This window comes from Streptomyces sp. NPDC016845, assembly GCF_044332585.1.
Taxonomy (GTDB): domain Bacteria; phylum Actinomycetota; class Actinomycetes; order Streptomycetales; family Streptomycetaceae; genus Streptomyces.
This window is the reverse complement of record NZ_JBIRPI010000011.1, coordinates 154271-172495: the sequence shown is the minus strand read 5'-3', so window position 1 is coordinate 172495 and position 18225 is coordinate 154271. Positions and strand designations below refer to the sequence as shown.

The 18225-nt window shown below is 73.4% G+C and carries 16 protein-coding genes; 6 read left to right on the top strand and 10 right to left on the bottom strand.

Annotation, left to right across the window (positions count from 1 at the left end; translation table 11 throughout):
- Positions 1–198: 198 nt before the first annotated feature.
- Together ACH4RC_RS25550 and ACH4RC_RS25545 are read right to left on the bottom strand one after the other, a co-directional pair.
- On the bottom strand, positions 199–1806 hold the full coding sequence (locus tag ACH4RC_RS25550) for an alpha-amylase family glycosyl hydrolase (RefSeq protein WP_398205066.1): 1608 nt from the start codon (positions 1804–1806) through the stop codon (positions 199–201).
- 56 nt (positions 1807–1862) lie between these two features.
- Positions 1863–2729, bottom strand: a complete 867-nt coding sequence (locus ACH4RC_RS25545) for a universal stress protein (protein WP_398205064.1) — start codon at positions 2727–2729, stop codon at positions 1863–1865.
- Between the two features lie 245 nt (positions 2730–2974).
- On the opposite strand from ACH4RC_RS25545, the gene ACH4RC_RS25540 reads away from it, so the two are divergent.
- Positions 2975–3565 carry a hypothetical protein gene (locus tag ACH4RC_RS25540; protein WP_398205061.1) on the top strand — a complete coding sequence of 197 codons (591 nt, stop codon included), beginning with the start codon at positions 2975–2977 and terminating at the stop codon, positions 3563–3565.
- Here ACH4RC_RS25540 and ACH4RC_RS25535 read toward each other — a convergent pair.
- Positions 3562–4413 carry a helix-turn-helix domain-containing protein gene (locus tag ACH4RC_RS25535; protein ID WP_398205060.1) on the bottom strand — a complete coding sequence of 284 codons (852 nt, stop codon included), beginning with the start codon at positions 4411–4413 and terminating at the stop codon, positions 3562–3564. The genes ACH4RC_RS25540 and ACH4RC_RS25535 overlap by 4 nt on opposite strands.
- Positions 4414–4423: 10 nt before the next feature.
- Positions 4424–5260, bottom strand: a complete 837-nt coding sequence (locus tag ACH4RC_RS25530) for an alpha/beta fold hydrolase (RefSeq protein ID WP_398205058.1) — start codon at positions 5258–5260, stop codon at positions 4424–4426.
- A gap of 267 nt (positions 5261–5527) precedes the next feature.
- On the opposite strand from ACH4RC_RS25530, the gene ACH4RC_RS25525 reads away from it, so the two are divergent.
- Together ACH4RC_RS25525 and ACH4RC_RS25520 are read left to right on the top strand one after the other, a co-directional pair.
- Positions 5528–5986, top strand: coding sequence for a Crp/Fnr family transcriptional regulator (locus ACH4RC_RS25525; protein WP_398205056.1), 459 nt, complete (start codon positions 5528–5530; stop codon positions 5984–5986).
- Positions 5987–6114: 128 nt separating this feature from the next.
- The gene (locus ACH4RC_RS25520) at positions 6115–6828 is read left to right on the top strand and encodes a response regulator (protein WP_398205053.1); all 714 of its coding nucleotides are present in this window, start codon (positions 6115–6117) and stop codon (positions 6826–6828) included.
- A 60-nt stretch (positions 6829–6888) separates the two neighbouring features.
- Here the strand turns inward: ACH4RC_RS25520 and ACH4RC_RS25515 are convergent, their stop codons facing one another.
- Positions 6889–8619 carry a GAF domain-containing protein gene (locus tag ACH4RC_RS25515; RefSeq protein ID WP_398205051.1) on the bottom strand — a complete coding sequence of 577 codons (1731 nt, stop codon included), beginning with the start codon at positions 8617–8619 and terminating at the stop codon, positions 6889–6891.
- Between the two features lie 77 nt (positions 8620–8696).
- Positions 8697–11078: a LuxR C-terminal-related transcriptional regulator gene (locus ACH4RC_RS25510; RefSeq protein ID WP_398205049.1), complete on the bottom strand. Its 2382-nt coding sequence runs from the start codon at positions 11076–11078 to the stop codon at positions 8697–8699.
- A gap of 321 nt (positions 11079–11399) precedes the next feature.
- Here ACH4RC_RS25510 and ACH4RC_RS25505 point away from each other — a divergent pair, with 321 nt between their 5' ends.
- Together ACH4RC_RS25505 and ACH4RC_RS25500 are read left to right on the top strand one after the other, a co-directional pair.
- Complete coding sequence (locus ACH4RC_RS25505; RefSeq protein WP_398205047.1) at positions 11400–12116, top strand: PP2C family protein-serine/threonine phosphatase; 717 nt, start codon at positions 11400–11402, stop codon at positions 12114–12116.
- Between the two features lie 306 nt (positions 12117–12422).
- Positions 12423–12686 (top strand): DUF5133 domain-containing protein, encoded by a 264-nt coding sequence (locus ACH4RC_RS25500; RefSeq protein ID WP_398205044.1) that lies wholly within the window; start codon positions 12423–12425, stop codon positions 12684–12686.
- Here the strand turns inward: ACH4RC_RS25500 and ACH4RC_RS25495 are convergent.
- The 3 genes from ACH4RC_RS25495 to ACH4RC_RS25485 form a co-directional block, all read right to left on the bottom strand.
- Positions 12675–14495, bottom strand: a complete 1821-nt coding sequence (locus ACH4RC_RS25495; RefSeq protein ID WP_398205041.1) for a coagulation factor 5/8 type domain-containing protein — start codon at positions 14493–14495, stop codon at positions 12675–12677. The two genes, ACH4RC_RS25500 and ACH4RC_RS25495, sit on opposite strands and share 12 nt — an antisense overlap.
- A gap of 272 nt (positions 14496–14767) precedes the next feature.
- Complete coding sequence (locus ACH4RC_RS25490) at positions 14768–15319, bottom strand: DUF4232 domain-containing protein (protein ID WP_398205038.1); 552 nt, start codon at positions 15317–15319, stop codon at positions 14768–14770.
- Positions 15320–15488: 169 nt separating this feature from the next.
- Positions 15489–16991, bottom strand: a complete 1503-nt coding sequence (locus ACH4RC_RS25485) for an MFS transporter (RefSeq protein ID WP_398205035.1) — start codon at positions 16989–16991, stop codon at positions 15489–15491.
- 159 nt (positions 16992–17150) lie between these two features.
- On the opposite strand from ACH4RC_RS25485, the gene ACH4RC_RS25480 reads away from it, so the two are divergent.
- Complete coding sequence (locus tag ACH4RC_RS25480) at positions 17151–17627, top strand: MarR family winged helix-turn-helix transcriptional regulator (protein WP_398205174.1); 477 nt, start codon at positions 17151–17153, stop codon at positions 17625–17627.
- A gap of 22 nt (positions 17628–17649) precedes the next feature.
- Here ACH4RC_RS25480 and ACH4RC_RS25475 read toward each other — a convergent pair whose 3' ends face one another.
- Positions 17650–18186: a GNAT family N-acetyltransferase gene (locus tag ACH4RC_RS25475; protein WP_398205032.1), complete on the bottom strand. Its 537-nt coding sequence runs from the start codon at positions 18184–18186 to the stop codon at positions 17650–17652.
- Between the last annotated feature and the right edge of the window lie 39 nt (positions 18187–18225).

Genomic DNA, 18225 nt, shown 5'->3' with positions numbered 1-18225 from the left:
ACGCCGCGAGCGGGGCCCTCCGCGCCCCGGCCACAACTGCCCCACCGGCGCCCGCGCGTCGTGGTCGGGGCGGTCGGCGGTGGGGCACGGGGGGCTGACGGGAGCAGATCGGGCACCTCCGGAAGGAGCGTTCCTGGGAAGAGTTCCTCGTCGGTCAAGACTCCCGCGACGGTGCGGAGTCATCGTCGCGGAGATGTCTCAGTCCGTCGTCAGAGCCAGGACGCCGTACCCGAATCCGTCCGCCTCGACGGCCGAGCCGTCCGCGGCGATCCGCACCCCGGACACCTCCACCGGCCGCGCCCCGGCGAGGCGCCCCGGCTCGGACACGGCCCAGGTCCGCAGGCCGGCGGCCGGATTCACGACCACCAGGAACCGGCCTCCCCGGACGTGGACGAACGGATGCCCCTCGTGCAGCACCTCGACGGGCGAGCGGGCGCCGAGCGCCGGGGTGGACGTACGCAGGGCGACGAGGCGGCGTACGAGGTGCAGCAGCGAGCCCTCGTCGGCCCGTTGCGCGGCGACCGACGGACGGTCGGGGGCGGGGTCGAGCGGCAGGTAGAACCGTTCCTCGGGCGCGGTCGAGAACCCCGCGCCGGGGCCCTCGTCCCACTGCATCGGCGTACGGGAACCCGCCCGGTTGTAGTACGGCCCGAGGACACTCCCCTCGGTGTCGGGCAGGCCCGGCACGTACCGCATGCCGATCTCGTCGCCGTAGTAGATCGCGGGGAGGGTGGGCCAGGTCAGCTGGAAGGCGAACGCCGCCGGGAGCTGCTCCGCCGTGCGCGGGCCGCAGTTGAGGCGGGAGAAGTCGTGGTTGGACGTGGGCAGCGACACGAAACCGGTGTCGCCGAGCGCGGAGTCCGCCGCGCGCCACGCCTCGACGAACGGCCGGGGCGAGCCGAGCCCCGACGCGTCGAAGAAGCAGTCGAGCGGCGCCCACGTCTCGTTCCGCGTGCCCGCCCCGTTGTTCCACAGCGAGCGCATCGCGAGCCCGTCCGTCGGGCCGCCGAACTGGAGGAAGAAGTCGGCATGGAACCCGGCCGGCACGGACACCTGCGGATCGCCCCACTCGGCGAGCAGTACGGCGTCGGGGTGGGCCCGGTCGAGCCAGTGCCGCAGCTCGGTCCAGATCCGCGCGGTGGCCCGCTTGTCCGGGTCGTCCTTCACGAGCGACGCCGCCATGTCGACCCGGAACCCGGACACACCGAGCCGCAGCCAGTGGTCCATGACGGTGCGCAGCGCCTCCCGGTTGGCGCGTGGCCCCTCGGCGTCGACGTGCTGGCGCCACGGCTCGGCCGCGCTCTCGCGCGCGTAACCGAAGTTGAGGGCGGGCTGCGAGTCGAAGAAGTTCGGCAGGTAGCCGCCGGGCCGGGTCCCGGGCGAGGGCACGAAACCGTCGGGGACGCCGTCCGCGCTCCAGATGTAGCGGTGGTCGTCCGGATCGTGCGCGGACGCCCGGAACCACGGGTGCCGGTCGGAGGTGTGCCCGGCGACGAGGTCGAGCAGGACGCGGATCCCGCGCCGCCCGGCCAGCTCCACCAGGCGGGCCAGATCGTCGTCGGTGCCGTAGCGCGGCGCGAGCGCGAGGTAGTCCGCGACGTCGTAGCCCGCGTCACGGAACGGGGACACGAAGCACGGGTTGATCCATACGGCGTTCACCCCGAGCCAGGACAGATGGCCGAGCCGCTCGGCGATGCCGCCGAAGTCCCCGATCCCGTCCCCGTTCGAGTCCGCGAACGACTGCGGGTAGATCTGGTAGAAGACGGCGTCGGACAGCCAGGCCGGGGCGGGGCGGAACGAGGTCATGGACGCGAACTGCCTCTCGGTCGGGAAAGGCCGGGCGGGCCGGGCGTCCCCGTGGCTCAGGTGTGCGGGACCACGGCCACCGGACTCATCACATGGTGCACCACCGAGTGTGCCGTGCGGCCCAGTTCGGCCACGTCGGCGTTGCGCCCGATCACCGTCAGGCCGGCCCCCGTCGACGCCTTCAGCAGATGGTGGCCGGGCTGACCGTAGAGGAGCCGCTGCACCACGGGCACCTCCGGATACTTCGCCCGCCACACCTGTAACGCGCTGGTGAGCGCCCGGCGGCGCAGCGACTCGCGGCGCGCCGCGTCACCGGGCGGCGTCGTCGTCCCCGGCGGGCCGGCGCCCAGCGGCGGCAGCGTCCAGGCGTGCAGCGCGTGCAGCTCCGTACCGCGCAGGGCCGCCGCCTCGAAGGCGTACGAGAGCACCTCGTCCGCGGGCTGGGTCACGTCCAGGCCGACGACCACCGGCAGGTACCCGTCCCCGTCCGGCGCCCGCTCGTCCCGCGGGAGCCCGCCCGCCCGTACGAGGACGACCGGCCGGTCCGCGCGCGCCGTCACGGCGAGCGCCACCGGGCCGACGAGGAACCCGGAGTACCCGGTGAAGCCGCGCGAGCCGAGGACGAGCGTCTCGGACTCGGTGACCGCTTCGAGGAGCGCGGCGACCGGTGGCGCGGGCCGGCGGCGCGCGACTATCTCCAACGCGGGGTACTCGTAGCCGAGTTGGAGCGCGATCCGGTCGAGCACGCCGCGTCCCGGCAGGTCCACGTCGGGCGGTGGCGGCGCGAGCCGTTCACCGCTGTAGGCGTGCAGCAGACGAAGAGGCAGCCCGCGCCGCAGCGCTTCGCGGGCCGCCCAGTCGGCGGCGTCCAGGCTCTCGCGTGAACCGTCCGTACCGACGGTCAGGACGCGCATACGGTCCATGACGGAACCTCCCGATGGCAGAGGGATCGGTGCTCGGCTCCGGCGCGGGTTCCACGCGAGAGAGCGGTCACGCGTGCCCGTCCCAGGAACCGGATGCACGCAAAAGGCGCGTGCGCCGGGCGCGTTCCGGACCCTGTCACCCCCGTCGTTCGCACCGGGAGAGGCGAACCGGCCCTGGCGCCGGGGTCGTTCGGCCCCTGTGCCGCGCCGTGCGGTCCGCGTAAGTGTGGAGCGAGGAGGCCGCCATGGGCCTGTTCGGGCCGGACCACCGGGCAGCGCGGGACAACCCGCTGCGCCGCAGGTCGGACGTGGTCGAGGCCTGGGCGGCGCTGGTGCTCGGCGTGCTCGCCGTCCTGGTGGCGCCGGCCGCGGGCGCGCTGAGCGGCTGGGCGGCGCACGAGGATGCCCGGGCCCACGTCCGCGCCCAGCGGGAGTCCCGTCAGCCGCAGCGGGCCCGGCTGGTCGAGGACGCGCCGGACCACGTGCCCGCCGCCTCTGGTGTCCAGGCGACGGTCACCTACCCGGTCACGGTGCGCTGGACCGACGGGCAGGGCCGCACGGTCACCGCGATCGCCCCCGTCACGGCCGGGCTCGAACGCGGCGACACCGCCACGGTCTGGCTGGACCGGCACGGTGGCGTCACCACGGCGCCCTGGGGCGGGGGCGACGTCTGGTCGCACACCCTCGCGGCGGGCTTCCTGGTGGCCACCGCGACGGCCGGGCTTGCCCTCACCACGCGCCTCACGTTACGCGCGGCCCTCGACCGCCGTCGCCTGGCGGCGTGGGAACGGGGGTGGAGCCGGGTGGAGCCGGTGTGGGGACGGCGGCACGCCTAGGACACCGCTGCCGGCACCGCGTCCGGCCACGCCACGTCATCGATCTGCAGCCACGGGGCCGCCGCCACCCCCGACGGGGTGAGACCGGTGAACTCCCGCACCTCCCGGTGCAGATGGGACTGGTCGACGTAGCCGCTGACCGTGGCGGCGGTGGCCGGGGTGTGCCCCGAGGCCAGCAGGCGGGCGGCGTGGTCGAAGCGGACGAGGCGGGCGGCGCGTTTGGGGGCGATGCCGAGCTGGGCGCCGAAGCGGGCCGACAGGCGCTTGCGGTCCCAGCCGACCTCGTCCGCGAGGCCGTCCACCCGTACCCGGCCCCGGGTGCGGAGCAGACGGCGCCAGCAGTGGGCGACCTCGGGATCGACCCGGCGCCGGGCCCGCGGTGTCCGGAGCAACTCCCCGGCGACCGCGAACCGTTCGTCCCAGGACGCGGCGGCGCGCAGCCGCTCCTCTGCGCGCTCCGCCGCCCGGCCCCAGACGTCCGCGAGGGACACGACCGCCCCGCGCAGCTCGGCCGATTCGCCGAGTACCGCCGCCGCCACGGCCGGCTCCAGACGGATCTGCAGACACGCGCCGACCCGGCCCCCTGCCCGCAGTTCACCCGGCAGGAGCCCGATGACGACGCTGCCGCGACCCTGACCGCCCCGGGCGTCGTAGACGATCCCGTCCCCGTCGCTCAGGTCGAGGAGCAGGGTGACGGAGGGGTGCGCGACCATCGCGATGTCCATGGGCGCGGGGCCCCGCCGGCGGAACCCGGCCATGCTGACCCCGGGCAGCCGCTGGGCGGGGCGTGGCACCGCGATGTCCATGGACGCCCAGTCGGGCGGTGAGGAGACCTCTGTCACCGGCATGCGCTCCAGCCTAGGACGCCTCGGCACCCGACGTCACGAACGCCAGGAGCAGTTCACCGGTGGCCCCGGGCGCTTCGAGCGGCGGGATGTGACCGACCCCGGGCAGCATCTCGATCCGTGCGCCCGGCACCGCCTCGTACCGACGCGCCGACGCCGGGTCCCAGCGCGGGTCGGACGCGCCGAAGACGACCAGGACCGGTACACCGGTACCGAGCGCGGCGAGCCGCTCGGGCACGGTCCGCTCGGCGATGTACGCCTCGTTCGCGCGGAGCACTCTGCGGAACGTGCCGTACGAGATCCCGCGCACCCCGGCGACGAGCCCGTCCGGCACCTCCACCGGGCCCGCCGTCGTCGCCCTGATCCCGCCCCGGATCCACGTGTCCGAACGCAGCGCCCAGAGCAGCCGCCCGAACGGCGGGCCGAGCAGGACCCGCAGGGGCAGCGGCTGCGGGGACAGCGCCGCCATGCTCGGGCCCGTGCTGATCAAAGTGAGCGAGCGCACCAGTTCGGGGCGGAGTTCGGCCAGCGCCGTGGCGACGTAGCCGCCGCTGGAGTGGCCGACCACGGGGACCCGGCGCAGCCCGAGCGAGTCGAGGAGCGCCGCCACCTGCCCGGCCTGGCTCGGCACCGCGTAGGACCTGGCGGGCGGGGAGTTCCCGCACCCCGGGAGGTCGACGCGGATGACGTGGTGGCGGCGGGCGAGCGCCGGGACCATCGGGTCCCAGCAGCCGCCCGCGGCCCCCGAACCGTGGATGAGCAGCAGGGGCGGCGCGTCGGGAGAGCCGTCCCGTACGACGTGCGTCCCGTGGGGCGGCTCGCCGCCGTGTTCCTTCTGTCGGTCAGTCATGCGCCCGATGATGCGGAGGTCCGCCCCGCCCCGTCTTGTACGAATGTCGGGCCCGCCGTCCGATCCGACAGGCCCCCTGGTCAGGGCCGTTCGGCCCCTGGGCGTAGCGGGCGCGGGCGGCGATCGTCGAGGTATCGCACGACGGCGGTCCGGTCCGTGCGACGACCGCCGCCCGGACCGAGCGCCGACCCACGCGGCCCGGGCGGGCGGTAACCGGAGGGAAGTGTTCCCGGCCGTCGTTGCGCCGCCCCCGAAAGGAGGCAGCCCATGACCACCATGGCCCCGCGCATGAGCCAGACCCTGCCCGAGGAACACCGCGGCCGGCTGATGCGCATCGCCCGTGAGGTCACCTTCCTGCCGAACACCAGGCTCTTCGACGAGGGTTCGCGCGCGGACCGCTTCTGGATCCTGCGCAGCGGCAGCATCGCTTTGGACATGCGCGTACCGGGCCGGCGGGCCCCCGTCATCGAGTCGCTCGGCCGTGGCGAGCTGATCGGCTGGTCCTGGCTGTTCCCGCCCTACGTGTGGCAGCTCGGGGCGCAGACCGAGACCCCCGTGCGCGCCCACGAGTTCGACGCGTTCACCGTGCGCCTGATGTGCGCGTCCGACCCCGGACTCGGCTCGTTCGTCGCCCAGTGGGTCGGCCAGATCCTCGCCCACCGCCTCAGCGTCACCCGCTCCCGCCTCCTCGACCTGTACGCCCCGTACGGATACGACGCCGCCTGAGACCCACTCGAGGGCCGTGGGGCCCCGCCTCGACGGCCCTGACCGCCGCGCCGGTCAGGGCCGTTCGGCCCTGGCGGATCACCGTTCGGGGCCGCAGGATCTAGGGACACCACATCCGAGGGGGACGTATGCCCGAGCCACCCACCTTCTCCGCGGACCGTCCCATCCGGATCCTGCTCCTCGACGACCACGAGGTGGTCCGCCGCGGGCTGCGGGACCTGCTCGGCGCCGAACCCGATATGGAGGTCGTCGGGGAGGCCGCCACCGCGGCGCAGGCCCTCGTCAGAGGACCCGCGCTGCGCCCCGACGTCGCCGTGCTCGACGTCCGTCTCCCGGACGGGGACGGCATCACCGTCTGCCGCGAACTGCGCGGTCTGCTGCCCTCCCTGAGCTGTCTGATGCTGACGTCGTTCGACGACGACGACGCGCTGCTCGACGCCATCATGGCGGGTGCCGCCGGTTATGTGCTGAAGCAGATCCGGGGGTCCGACCTGGTCTCCGCCGTACGGACCGTCGCCTCCGGCCAGTCCATGCTCGACCCGGCGACGACGGCCCGGCTGATGCGCAGCCTGCGCGGGCCCGAGTCCTACGGCGCGGAGCAGGGCGGCCCCGACTCCTCGGCCTCCTCGGCGGACCACCGGATCGCCGACCTCACCGAGCGGGAGCGGGACATCCTCGCCCTCGTGGGGGAGGGGCTGACCAACCGGCAGATCGGCCTGCGCCTGTTCCTGTCCGAGAAGACCGTGAAGAACAACATCTCGCGCCTCCTCGCCAAGCTGGGCGTGGAGCGGCGCATCCAGGCCGCGGTGATGGCCAGCAGGCTGCCACCGCGCCCGCAATGAAGCCTGCGCCTGAGCCCGCGGCGCAGCCCTCCGAGCCCTGTCAGCGCCCCTTCAGCAACGTCAGCTTCCCTTCTGCAACGGCACGTGCCACTCCAGGTGCGTGCCATTGCTCTCCCGCCGGGCGAGGGTCAGCGTGCCGCCGCGGCCACGGGCGCGCGCCGCCATGTTCGCCAGGCCGCTGCGGTGCTCGTCCGCCACGTCCGGGATGCCGACACCGTCGTCCTCCACGACCAGGGTCAGGGTCCGGCCGCGTACGAGGAGCGCCACCTCCGCCTTGGAGGCGCGCGCGTGCCGTGCCACATTCGTCAGCGCCTCGCCGAGCACCGCCACCGCGTCGTCGGCGACGGCCGTGGGCACGTCCACGTCGATCAGGCCCTCCATGCGCAGCGCCGGGGTGAAGCCGAGGACCCGCGCCGCGTCCTCCACGGCCCGGACCGTCCGGATCCGCAGGCCGCTCCCCGACGGCGGCGCCTCCTGTTCGCGCAGTCCGAAGATGGTGGAACGGATGATCTTGATGGTGGTGTCGAGGTCGTCCACCGCCCGCATCAGGCGCTCGGCGGCCTCCGGGTGCTGCACGAACCGCTGCGCGCTCTGCAGCGTCATCCCGGTCGCGAACAGGCGTTGGATCGCCAGGTCGTGCAGGTCCCGGGCGATCCGGTCGCGGTCCTCCAGGAGGCTCATCTGTTCCGCGTCGCGGCGCCGCTCCGCCAGCTCCAGGGCGAGCGCGGCCTGCCCGGCGAACCCGACCAGGGGCACCAGCTCGGCGGCGGCGAACCGCTGCCGCTCCGCCCGGCGCGCGAGCGTGAGCACGCCGCGCACGCTCTCGGGCGTGCCGATCGGCACGGCGACGGCGGGGCCGAGCCCCTCCCAGCGGGCCGGCTGGTAGGTGATCCGCGGGTCCTTGCGCACGTCGTCCGAGGTGACCAGCTTCCCGGCGGTGAGGGCGGCGCCCGCGAAGGTGCCCTTGCGGGGCAGCGTCACGTCGTGGTGAGGCTCCGCGTGCTCGCCGAGGGCGAGCGTCTCGTGCAGGTCCTCGGTGCCCGGGATGACGAGCGCCACCATGCCGAGGTCCGCGGCCGCGATCTCCCGGGCCCGCTCCACCATGAGCCGGAGCACCGGCATCTCGGCCGTGCCGGAGAGCAGGCTGCCGGTGAATTCGGCACTCAAGGACAGCCAGCGCTCCCGGAGTTGTACCTCCTCGTACAGGCGCGCGTTCTCGATCGCGACGCCCGCGGCGGCGCCAAGGGTCTGCAGCACCGCCACGTCCTCGTCGTCGAAGTCCATGCCGCCGCGCTTCTGCGTGAGGTACAGATTGCCGAACACGTCGTCGCGCACCCGGATGGGCACCCCGACGAAGGTGTGCATCGGCGGGTGGTGCGGCGGGAACCCGGAGGACGCCGCGTGCTCGGCCAGTTCGGGCAGGCGCAGCGGCTCGGGGTGGCGGATCAGCTCCCCGAGCAGACCGTGCCCGGAGGGCAGATCGCCGATCCGGGCCTGCAGCTCGGCGTCGATGCCCACCGGCAGGAACTGCGACAGCTTGAGCCGGTCCTCGCCGATGACGCCCAGGGCGCCGTACTCCGCGTCGACGAGCACCACCGCCGCCTCCACGATGCGCCGCAGCACCTGGGACAGGTTCAGCTCCTGGCCGACCGAGAGGACCGCTTCAAGGAGTCCTTGGAGGCGGTCGCGGGTGCCGCGCACGGCATCGATACGGACCTGGAGTTCTTCGAGCAGTTCGTCGAGCCGCAGCCTCGGCAGCGGCCCGGGCCCCCGTGCAGCTTCGTCGCCCATCCGGCCTCCGCGGGACCTCGGGTGCGTGTCCCTCCTCCTCACCGTAGCGGCTGCGGCCTCCGCAATGACCCGCTTCGTCACACCTGGGACGGCGGAATCGCGGCGTCCGGCGCCGCCGGCGCGCGCAGCGCCGCGATCTGGGCACGGGAGGTGAAGCCGAGCTTGGTGAGGATGTGCTCTACATGGGAATCGACCGTCCGTTTCGACACCGCGAGTTCGGCCGCGACCTCCCTGTTCGTCAGACCGTCGCCGACGAGCGCGGAGACCTGCCGCTCCCGGGGCGTGAGGACATCGGCGGGGCCGCGGCGCCGGGAGCCGACGGCCGGGGCCGCGGCCGGTTCGAGGGCGAGCGCCAGCTCCACCACCGTGTCGAGCGGCAGCAGGCCGCTCTCGGCGAAGGCGTCGCGGTAGCCGTCGTCGCCGAGCGCGGAGCGGGCCTGCGCCGCCGCGTCCGCGTGCAGCGCGTGCAGCGCCGGGATCCCGAACCTCGCCTCCTTCGCGGAGCGGCGCCACAGAGCGTCCGCCGCGCCCTGCAGCACGGCGACCCGGTCGAAGCGCCGCACCTGCGCCGCGTACCAGGCGAGCCCCTCCAGGCAGTGGGCGACGCCCATCAGGTCGTGCAGCGCCGCCTTGCTGAGCAGAGCCTCTCGTGAGCAGGCGACGGCCGCCTCGTGGTCGCCGCGCAGCCACAGGCCGACGCTCTTGACCCACAGCGCCCAGCCGCGCGCCCACTGCTCGCCGGGGTGCGCGGCGCTGCGCGCGAGCGAGTCGTCGCACCAGGCGATGCCCCGCTCGTGGTCGCCGGAGAGGACGAGCATGAACCCGCCGTAGAAGCCGATCATCATGAGGCCCGTGTCGTCGCCGAGCGCCGTCATCCGCTCGCGCGCCTCGGTGAAGTCCTCGGCGCAGCCGTCCATCAGGCCGGAGAAGTAGCGGCGGTGGGCCTGGAAGGCGAGCGTCCACGCGGCGCCGACCGGGTCGTCGATGCGCTCGGCGAGCGCCTCGCCCTCCTTCAGCAGCTCCTCGTTGCCGCCGCGTTCACCTTGCAGATCCATGTACCAGCTGCTCAGCCAGAGCGCCTTGACGCGTACGGGCGTCTCGTCGCGGCACCCGTCCAGGGTGCGGCGCAGCCAGTAGCGGCCCTCGGTGAGCAGGCCCGTGGTGTGCCAGTAGCCCCACAGGGCCGTCGCCATCCGCAGCCCCTGCCCGTGCAGCAGGGACGAGGAGACGCAGTGTTCGAGGGCGGCCCGGACGTTCGCGCGGTCGCGCACGAGCGCCCGGAGCAGCGGGACCTGCGCGTCGCCCGTCCACTCCTCGTCGAAGGAACGGGCCACCTCCGCGAAGTAGGCGAGGTGGCGGCGCCGGACCGTTTCCTCGCCGCCGAGCGCCGACAGCTGCCCGGCGGCGTACTCGCGGATCGTGTCGAGGAGGCGGTAGCGGGTGCCCTCGGGCGTCTCCACGCGGATCACGACGGACTTCTCGACCAGGCCGATGAGCGCCGTCAGGACGTCCTCCACGGGCAGCGCCACGCCGGGTACGGGGCCCGCGCGCGCGACCGGGTCCGCGCACACCGCCTCCGCCGCCTGGAGGCTGAACTCGCCCGCGAACACGGCGAGCCGGGCCCACAGCAGCCGCTCCGGCGCGGTCGACAGGTCGTGGCTCCAGCCGATCGCGGTCCGCAGGGTCTGGTGGCGCGGCACCGAGGTGCGCCGCCCGCCCGTCAGGAGGCGGAAGCGGTCGTCGAGCCGGGCGAGGACCTCACCGAGGGAGAGCGCCCGCAGCCGGGAGACCGCCAGCTCGATGGCGAGCGGGATGCCGTCGAGGCGGCGGCACAGCGCCAGCGCGTCCGCCCGGTTGCCGTCGTCGACGGTGAAACCGGGCACGGCCGCCGACGCCCGGTCCGCGAACAGGTCGAGCGCCTCGCTCGTCCGCGCGGGACCGGTGGCGTCCGGCTCGGGCACGCTCAGCGGCCCGAGGGCGAGGACGTGCTCGCCCGCCACGTCGAGCGGCTGCCTGCTCGTCGCCAGGATGCGCAACCGTGGTGCCGCGCGCAGGAGTTCGTCGCAGAGCAGCGCACACGCGTCGACCAGGTGCTCACACGTGTCGAGCAGCAACAGCAGCTCCCGCTCCGCCAGATAGTCCGCGATCACCTCGATCGGCGGGCGGGCCGTCTGCTCGGGCAGGTCGAGCGCCGCGGCGACGGTGTTGGCGAGCAGCTCGGGGTCGCTCAGCGCCGACAGCTCCACCAACTGCACCCCGGAGGGGAACGTGGGCCGTAGCTCGTACGCCGCGCGCACCGCCGTACGGGTCTTGCCGACGCCGCCGGGCCCCGTCACCGTCACCAGGCGGGCCCGCGCGAGGACGTCGGCCAGCTGCGCCAGCTCGCGCCGCCGTCCGACGAAACTGGTGGCCTCGGCGGGCAGTTCACCCCACGTGCGGCGGCCGGAGCTGCGGTTCATGTGCGGTCTCACTTCGTACGGGGCGATCGGCGGCGGGCGGGACGACGCGTCTTGTCCCGCCACGGTAGAAGCGTTCCGCCCCGCTCCTGGCGGCTTCACCGGATCACCCCGCGCGAGCCGGGCGGAGGTGGGACACTGCTCTCCCGCGGTCGGGTCCGCGCCACGGGCCACATGCCGCGGGCACAATCCGGGTGCCGGAGGCACATGCTGCGCGCACTTCGGGGAAGACGTCACACACGGCACCCGGCTGACTACACTTCCCGGCACCCCTCGCGATCACCGCGGCCCGACCCGTTGCCGTGGCCGCCCAGGAAGGCACCCATGACCACCCGCCCGCGTACGACAGACCCGGCCCCGGAGACGGTCGGCACCCTCAGCGTGAGCGCGCGCCGGGTGGCCACGGGCGCCGGCAAGGACGGCGCGGGCGGTGACGTCCACGGCGCCGTCGCCACTCCGTTCGGCACCCGGCTGCTCATCGGGGACGTCATGGGCAAGGGCCCCGCGCTCTCCCGCACCGCCGACTCCGTGCTCACTGCCTGGCGTGAACTCGCCGCACGGCAACGGTCGTTGGAGGTGCTCGCGGTCCGGCTGCACTCGCTGGTCGCGCACTCCGACGAACCCGACCGGTTCGTCACCGCCACCCTCGTCTCCGTCGCCCCGGACGGCTCCGCCGAGCTGGTCTGCTGCGGTCACCCGCCGCCCTTACTGCTGCGCGGCGGCGGCGCCGTACCGGCCGCCGTGCCCGCGCCCGCACCTCCGCTCGGGCTGCTCGACCTCGCGCACGGCTGGTGCGCCGCCCAGCCCGTGCCCCGCACCGCGTGGGACCGGATGCTCCTGCACACCGACGGCGTCTCCGAGGCCCGCGACGCCGGCGGCACCTTCTACCCCCTCGCCGAACGCGCGGCCGAGTTCAGCCGCCTCCGGCTCGCCGCCTTCACCTCGGCCCTCGCCGCCGACCTGCTCCACTACGCCGAGGACCAACTCCAGGACGACGCCTCGCTCCTCGCGGTGGAGCCGGTGCCCGCCACACCGGCATAGCGGCGCCTCATCCTGCCCGGGACCGGCGGCGCCCCGGCCCGGCCGCGCTCCTCGAACCCGGCGCGCGCACCGGCCGCCACCGGCACGGCGCGGACGAACTCGTCGTCGATGCCCACGGGACATCGGGGCTCTCCATGAAGGACCTGGCGGTGGTGCCGCTCGACGAGGCCGAGCCGCCCAAGCGCCACCGCACCCGGTTCACCGCCGCCTGCCGACGGTAAGCCGGGTGCGATCATTCCGCCCGTTTGCGGGTGAAACGCCAGGGCACACGGGCGGGGACGCCCCCGACGACAAGGAGCCCCGACGATGCTGCTGGCCCACCCCGCCCTGCTGGCCGATCTCGTTCGCGAGTACGAGACGCTCAGTGTGCTCGACGCCGGGGAGGGCGGCGCCGAGGCACGTCGCCGCCTCGACGACGTGTCGTACACGCTCTGCGTCGCCACCGGCACCCGCGACATCGGCACCGCGCTCGTCGCGGCCCGGCACCAGCTGCCCGGCGCCCGGGTCCACGACGAGTCGCTCATCGGCGCGGCCCGCCCCCGTACGAAGGCGCGGATGTCAGGGGTATGACACGACCGTCGACGGCACCGTGGAGTCGCCGGAGGTGGCGGACCCGATGTCGTTGATGACGTGGTCGTACTGGCCCTTGCCGCCGAGCGAGACCACGAGGAGGCCGTGGAACTTCACGCCCGGTGTGTCCGGGGCGGCGAAGCCGTGGCCCTGCTGGATGGTCGGGTCCGAGGTGTAGTTGCAGTAGGACCCGAGGCCCCAGCCCTCGTGCGTGGTCACGTTGTCGGCGACCTTGTAGGCGGCGAAGCCCTTCACCGAGCCGTTCTGGATCGCGGCCTGGTTCGGCGCGTCGTACGCCTTCTCGTTCTGGTAGAAGATCGTGCGCCCGCGCTCGCCGTTCCACTGCACGTCATACTTGTTGAAGTGCTCGACGAACAGGCCGGTGGCCAGGACGTCGTCGCCATTGACGACGACGCCGTAGTCGGCGCGGTTGGTGTCCCAGCCGACGCCCTCGCCGTGGTCGGCGCGCCACACCCAGGTGTGGTCGACGATGGTGTGCCGCGCGTTGATCGCCATGCTGGTGGTGGCCTTGCCCGCGCCCGCGCCGCCGATCCGCACGAACACGTCCTGCACGGTGATCGGATCGGCCGAGTGGTCGGCGGACGCGCCCTGCGGGCCGACTTCGAGCAGCGTCTCGGAGTTGACCGTTCCCGCGTCGATGAGGAATCCGGCGAGCCGCACCCCGTCCACGTCGGCGACCTCGACCGCGGTGGCTCCGCCGTCCGGGATGAGCGTGGCGTAGCCGAGGCCGAGGACGACCGTGCCCGCGCGGTCCACCTGGATCGGCGCGTCCAGGTGGTAGACGCCGGGGGTCAGCAGGAGGTGCAGGCCGTCGGAGAGCGCGGCGTTGAGGGTGGCCGCGCCGTCCCCGGGCTTCGCCACGTAGAACTGGTCGAGCGGCACCGACGTGCCGCGCGGGGTACCGCCGCCCCAGCTCGTGCCGCGCGCGTTCGTCCGCTTCTCCGGCAGGAACACCTTGTAGTCGGCGCCGTCGAGGTACAGGAACGGCTTCTCGCGGGAGACCGGCGTCGCGTCGAGCGTCGTGTAGGGCGGGTCGGGGAAGCTCTGCGCGGGCGCGCCCTCGACGCCGGAGAACACCATGTTCCAGACCGCGTTCTCCCAGCCGCCGACCGACGAGTCACGGGTGTACCACTGCTGTTGCGAGTACGGGGCGACGGCCCCGTCGATCCGGCTGTCGGCGATGTAGCCGCCGCTGGCCCAGCCGTAGCCGTCGGGCGCCAGGTTGAGCCCGCCGCGTACGTGCATCCGGCGGAACGGCGCCGCTTGCGCGACCGCCCACCGGTTCGTGCCGCTGACCGGTACGAGCGCGAGGTTCTCCGCGCTGCGCCAGAAGTTCTGCGTGGCGTTGCCGTCGAACCAGCCCGCGTCGACGGTCACGTCCCCGTTGATGGTCGTGTCGTCGGGGGAGAGGCCGAGGCCCGCTATCGAGGTGTAGAAGCCGAGCTGCGCGTTGAGCCCGTTGTACGTGCCCGGTTTGAACAGCAGCGCGTAGCGCCCGGCGCCGAACTGAGCCGACTCCTGCTGCTTGAAGATCTCGTCGAGCTTGGCCTGGATGCCGGGGGTGGAGGGGTCGAAGACGATCACATTGGGGCCGAGGTCACCGCCGCCCGCGACCTTCGCCTCGCGGGGTGCGGACTCGGCCGCGGAGGCGACGGCGGTGCCGAGCACGGGCAGCGTCGCGGCGACAGCGGCCGCCGCACCGAGGACCGCACGACGTGAGGGACTTGCGGGGCTTGCGGGGTGTGTGGGGCGTGGGGGGAGGACGGACACGCGGCTCTCCTGGTTCATGAAGTGAACGAGTGGGGGTGTGGGAGCGCTCTCTTGGCCAGGCATGTTTCAGGTGTGAGATGCGGTCGTCAAGGGTTGCGGCCGAAGTTCGAAGAGATTGCCGGGTGCGAACGCAACATTGCGCGTACAACGGGCGGTTGGCGTTTCAGGAAGTGACGGAAGCGTCCGGTCTTGGCACCCGTCTTGGCACTTGCTTGATCCACGTACGCCGCGAACCCGGCGTACGCCACCGGGTTCCGGCAGCGAGAACGGCTCCCGGAACCCGGGGGCGCCTAAGCGGCGAACATGCCCCGGCCGGTCGTCTGCTCCTCCAGGACCGTCTCCGCCCGGTGCGCCGACGACTGCCACAGGGTCGTCACCGGCTCGTATACGCGCACGCCGGCCGGGGCGCCCAGCTTCAGCGCCTGGAACGTCCGCCCGTCGTGGTCGGGGACGGTGACCACGTGCACGGCGAGGACCGTACGGGCTCCGTCCTCGGCGTCCTCGGAGTCCGACAGGGAGCGGACCGCCGCGTACACCGTGGTGTGCGCGGCGAGGGTGCGCCCCGCGTGCGGCACGGTCGGCACCGGAAGGGCGGCGCCGTCCAGCTCGGCATAAGTGACGGTCGGTACGCGGTCGACGAGGCAGGCCCGCGCCGAGTCGTTGCGCACGCTCAGCTTCAGTACGCCGTCACTGTCGTCGGACGGCTCGGCGCGCAGCGTCAGGTCCTTCTCGGCGCAGCGGGGCGGTGTCGCGGCCGGGGCGCCCGACGAGGCGGTGACCGGGGCGGCGAGGGCGGTCACGGCGACCGCGGCCACCGTGACGAGTCGGGAACATGCGCGCATCGGAGCCCCCAGTTCGTGGTGCGGGGCCGGACTGCACCCCGCAGAAATGCGGACATGAAAGGATATCCCGGGCTGGCGGTTCCGCGCATCCGGGCGCCGGGCCCGAGGGTGCGTCGCAGGCGGTTCGGGGCGGCCGGGGCCGCGTGTTGTACACGGCCCTGACCGCAGCTCAGATGGGGAGGTGCTGCTTGGTGCCGGAGTCGTCGGCGGTTGTCCCGGGGGTGATGCCGTGCTGCTCTTCTTCGGGGCGGCCCTTCTTGGGCAGCAGGAAGGTGATCGCGAAGAAGACCACCAGCAGGCACGCCTGGACGATCAGCGCGTGGTGGAAGCCGCCGGTGAAGTCGCCGGTCTCGGCCCGGGCGAAGAACACCGAGCCGAAGACCGCGACGCCGATGGAGCCGCCGACCGCCTGGACCGCCGACAGGACACCGGAGGCAGACCCGATCTCGTCGTCGTCGACCGCGGCCAGGATGAAGCTGAACAGGGCGGCGATCACCATGCCGGCGCCGATACCCGCCACCGCCACGCCGGGGGCGATGTCCCAGATCGAGAACGAGGCGGCGTCGAGGCCGTCGAGCTCGAACCACAGCACGGCCGCGCCGGCCAGCTGGACCAGCGGTCCGATCTGGAGCACCTTGCGGCCGATCTTGTCGGCGAGGAACGCGCCGCTGACGGCGCCGCCGATCGCGGTTCCCACGGCGAGGGGCAGGTTGCCGAGGCCCGCCTCGCCGGCGGTGAAGTGCCGGCCGATCTGGAGGAACAGGGTGAGTACGAGCTGGGTGCCGATCAGTCCGCCGAAGAACAGGGCGATGCCGCCGAGGCCGACGGTGAAGGCGGGCTTGCGCAGCAGGCCCGGCGTCACCAGCGGTTCGCGGCCCGCGGCTGCCGTGCGGCGCTGCTGGAGGGCGAACAGGGTGAACCCGATCGCCGAGGCGGCCATGGACAGCCACGTCCACAGCGGCCAGCCGTTCTCCTGGCCCTGGTTGAGCGGCAGCACCAGCAGGGCGCAGGATGCCACGACCAGGGCGGCTCCGGTCATGTCGACCCGTACGGCGCGGTCGCCCGCCTTCTTGGGCACGAACTTCGCGGCGACGACCAGTGCCGCGATGCCGATGGGCAGGTTGACCAGGAACACCGACCGCCAGCCCAGGCCGAAGAAGTCGCCCTCGATGAGGAAGCCGCCCAGGACCGGGCCGATGATGCCGCCCAGGCCGAGGACGGGTCCGAAGATCGCGAAGACCTTGGTGAGCTCGGGGCCGGAGAAGTTCTCCCGCAGCAGGCCCAGGCCCTGGGGCAGCAGCATCGCTCCGGCGACGCCCTGCAGCAGGCGGAAGGCGATCAGCGACTCGATGTTCGGCGCGAGCGCGCACAGCAGCGAGGCCGCGGTGAAGGTGGCGAGTCCGATCAGGAACATCCGGCGCCGGCCGTAGCGGTCGCCGAGGCGGCCACCGAGTACGAGCCCGGCGCCCAGGGTGAGGGCGTAGCCGCCGATCACCCACTGCAGTCCGACCGAGTCGGCGCCGAGGGATCTCTCCAGGTCCGGTCCGGCGACGTTGACGATCGAGGCGTCCAGGAGATCCATGATCTCCGCGACGATCATCACCGCCAGAATCAGCCACCGCCACCGGTAGGGCTCGGTCGTCTCCTCGGGGACGGGGGACGGGTCGCGCATGCCAGATACCTCCATGGTGAAGTAATTCCATCATGAAGGTAAAGTGGTGGCGGTAGGTTGTCAAAGCGGAGTGGCCGTGCGGACCGTGTGACAGGAGAGAAGGGCGAAGGCGTGGAGGAAGCAGTGCGCGACGGTGTCGCGGAGCAGCGTGAGCGACTGATGGAGTCGCTGAGGATCTACGGCGGCCACTACGCCGAGCTCAGCCGGCGCTTCGCCGCCTGGCTGGGCCTGCACTCCACGGACGCGACCGCGGTCCTGGAGATCGCCGCCGCCGAGGAGCGCGGCGCCTGCCTGTCACCGGCGCGGCTGAGCGAGCGGATCTCCCTGTCCACGGGCGCCACCACCGCGCTGCTGAACCGCCTCGAGGCGGCCGGGCACATCACGCGGGCCCGCGAGCACTCCGACCGGCGCATCGTCACACTGCGCAGCGGCGGGCACATCCAGGAGCGGGCGGACGAGTTCTTCGGCCCGCTCGCCCACCGCCTCGACGCCGCGATGTCGCCCTACCCGCCCCGGTTCCTGGAACAGGTCGAAGCGTTCATGGCCGACCTGAACACCACCATGGACAGCCACCTCACAGAACCGGACGCGGTGACACCGCGAGCCCTTCGCGGCCCTGCCGGAGGAACGCCCTGACCGGCTTACCGGCCGGCCTGCGTCAGCGAACTTCCTTCAGGGTGGGTACGGGCGGTGCCGTGTAACACCGTACGTCGACCAACTCGCCCGGCCCCCACTCCTGTTGGCCCGCGGCGAGGAACTCCCAGCCCAGCCGCTCGTACAGGGCGATGGCCGCGCGGTCGGACGTGACGACGTCGAGGACGGCGCGGGCTCCACGGCTTTGGGCCTCGCGCGCGGCCCGGTCGAGCAGCAGCGCGCCGATCCGCCGGCCCCGGGCGGCGGGGTCGACGAACAGCCTGCTGACGACGGCCACCGGCGTGTCCGGTGCGAGCAGGCCGGGCGCCACGTCGCCCCCGTCGGGCCGCACGAGCAGCACATGCCCGACGATCCGCCCGTCGAGCTGTGCGACCCAGCCCGTGTCGTCCGCGTCATGAGCCAGCCAGCGCTCGGGGTCCGGCGGCCATCTCACCGGGTAGCGGTCCTGTTCGTGCACCGCCCGCAGTACGGCGACACACCCTGGCAGGTCCTCCGCGCTCCGCACCCTGACCTGCGGCGCGCTGTCGTTCGTCTCTCGCACGCCTCATCAGAACACGCGGGGCGCGGCTGCGCCGACCGA

What these genes read in the sequence shown, in the direction of transcription:
- ACH4RC_RS25505 (WP_398205047.1), top strand. Translation starts at nt 11,400, where the DNA reads ATGACCACCCGCCCGCGTACGACAGACCCGGCCCCGGAGACGGTCGGC.
- ACH4RC_RS25530 (WP_398205058.1), bottom strand. Translation starts at nt 5,260, where the DNA reads ATGACTGACCGACAGAAGGAACACGGCGGCGAGCCGCCCCACGGGACG.
- ACH4RC_RS25500 (WP_398205044.1), top strand. Translation starts at nt 12,423, where the DNA reads ATGCTGCTGGCCCACCCCGCCCTGCTGGCCGATCTCGTTCGCGAGTAC.
- ACH4RC_RS25490 (WP_398205038.1), bottom strand. Translation starts at nt 15,319, where the DNA reads ATGCGCGCATGTTCCCGACTCGTCACGGTGGCCGCGGTCGCCGTGACC.
- ACH4RC_RS25480 (WP_398205174.1), top strand. Translation starts at nt 17,151, where the DNA reads ATGGAGTCGCTGAGGATCTACGGCGGCCACTACGCCGAGCTCAGCCGG.
- ACH4RC_RS25520 (WP_398205053.1), top strand. Translation starts at nt 6,115, where the DNA reads ATGCCCGAGCCACCCACCTTCTCCGCGGACCGTCCCATCCGGATCCTG.
- ACH4RC_RS25485 (WP_398205035.1), bottom strand. Translation starts at nt 16,991, where the DNA reads ATGCGCGACCCGTCCCCCGTCCCCGAGGAGACGACCGAGCCCTACCGG.
- ACH4RC_RS25535 (WP_398205060.1), bottom strand. Translation starts at nt 4,413, where the DNA reads ATGCCGGTGACAGAGGTCTCCTCACCGCCCGACTGGGCGTCCATGGAC.
- ACH4RC_RS25540 (WP_398205061.1), top strand. Translation starts at nt 2,975, where the DNA reads ATGGGCCTGTTCGGGCCGGACCACCGGGCAGCGCGGGACAACCCGCTG.
- ACH4RC_RS25510 (WP_398205049.1), bottom strand. Translation starts at nt 11,078, where the DNA reads ATGAACCGCAGCTCCGGCCGCCGCACGTGGGGTGAACTGCCCGCCGAG.
- ACH4RC_RS25515 (WP_398205051.1), bottom strand. Translation starts at nt 8,619, where the DNA reads ATGGGCGACGAAGCTGCACGGGGGCCCGGGCCGCTGCCGAGGCTGCGG.
- ACH4RC_RS25550 (WP_398205066.1), bottom strand. Translation starts at nt 1,806, where the DNA reads ATGACCTCGTTCCGCCCCGCCCCGGCCTGGCTGTCCGACGCCGTCTTC.
- ACH4RC_RS25545 (WP_398205064.1), bottom strand. Translation starts at nt 2,729, where the DNA reads ATGGACCGTATGCGCGTCCTGACCGTCGGTACGGACGGTTCACGCGAG.
- ACH4RC_RS25495 (WP_398205041.1), bottom strand. Translation starts at nt 14,495, where the DNA reads ATGAACCAGGAGAGCCGCGTGTCCGTCCTCCCCCCACGCCCCACACAC.
- ACH4RC_RS25525 (WP_398205056.1), top strand. Translation starts at nt 5,528, where the DNA reads ATGACCACCATGGCCCCGCGCATGAGCCAGACCCTGCCCGAGGAACAC.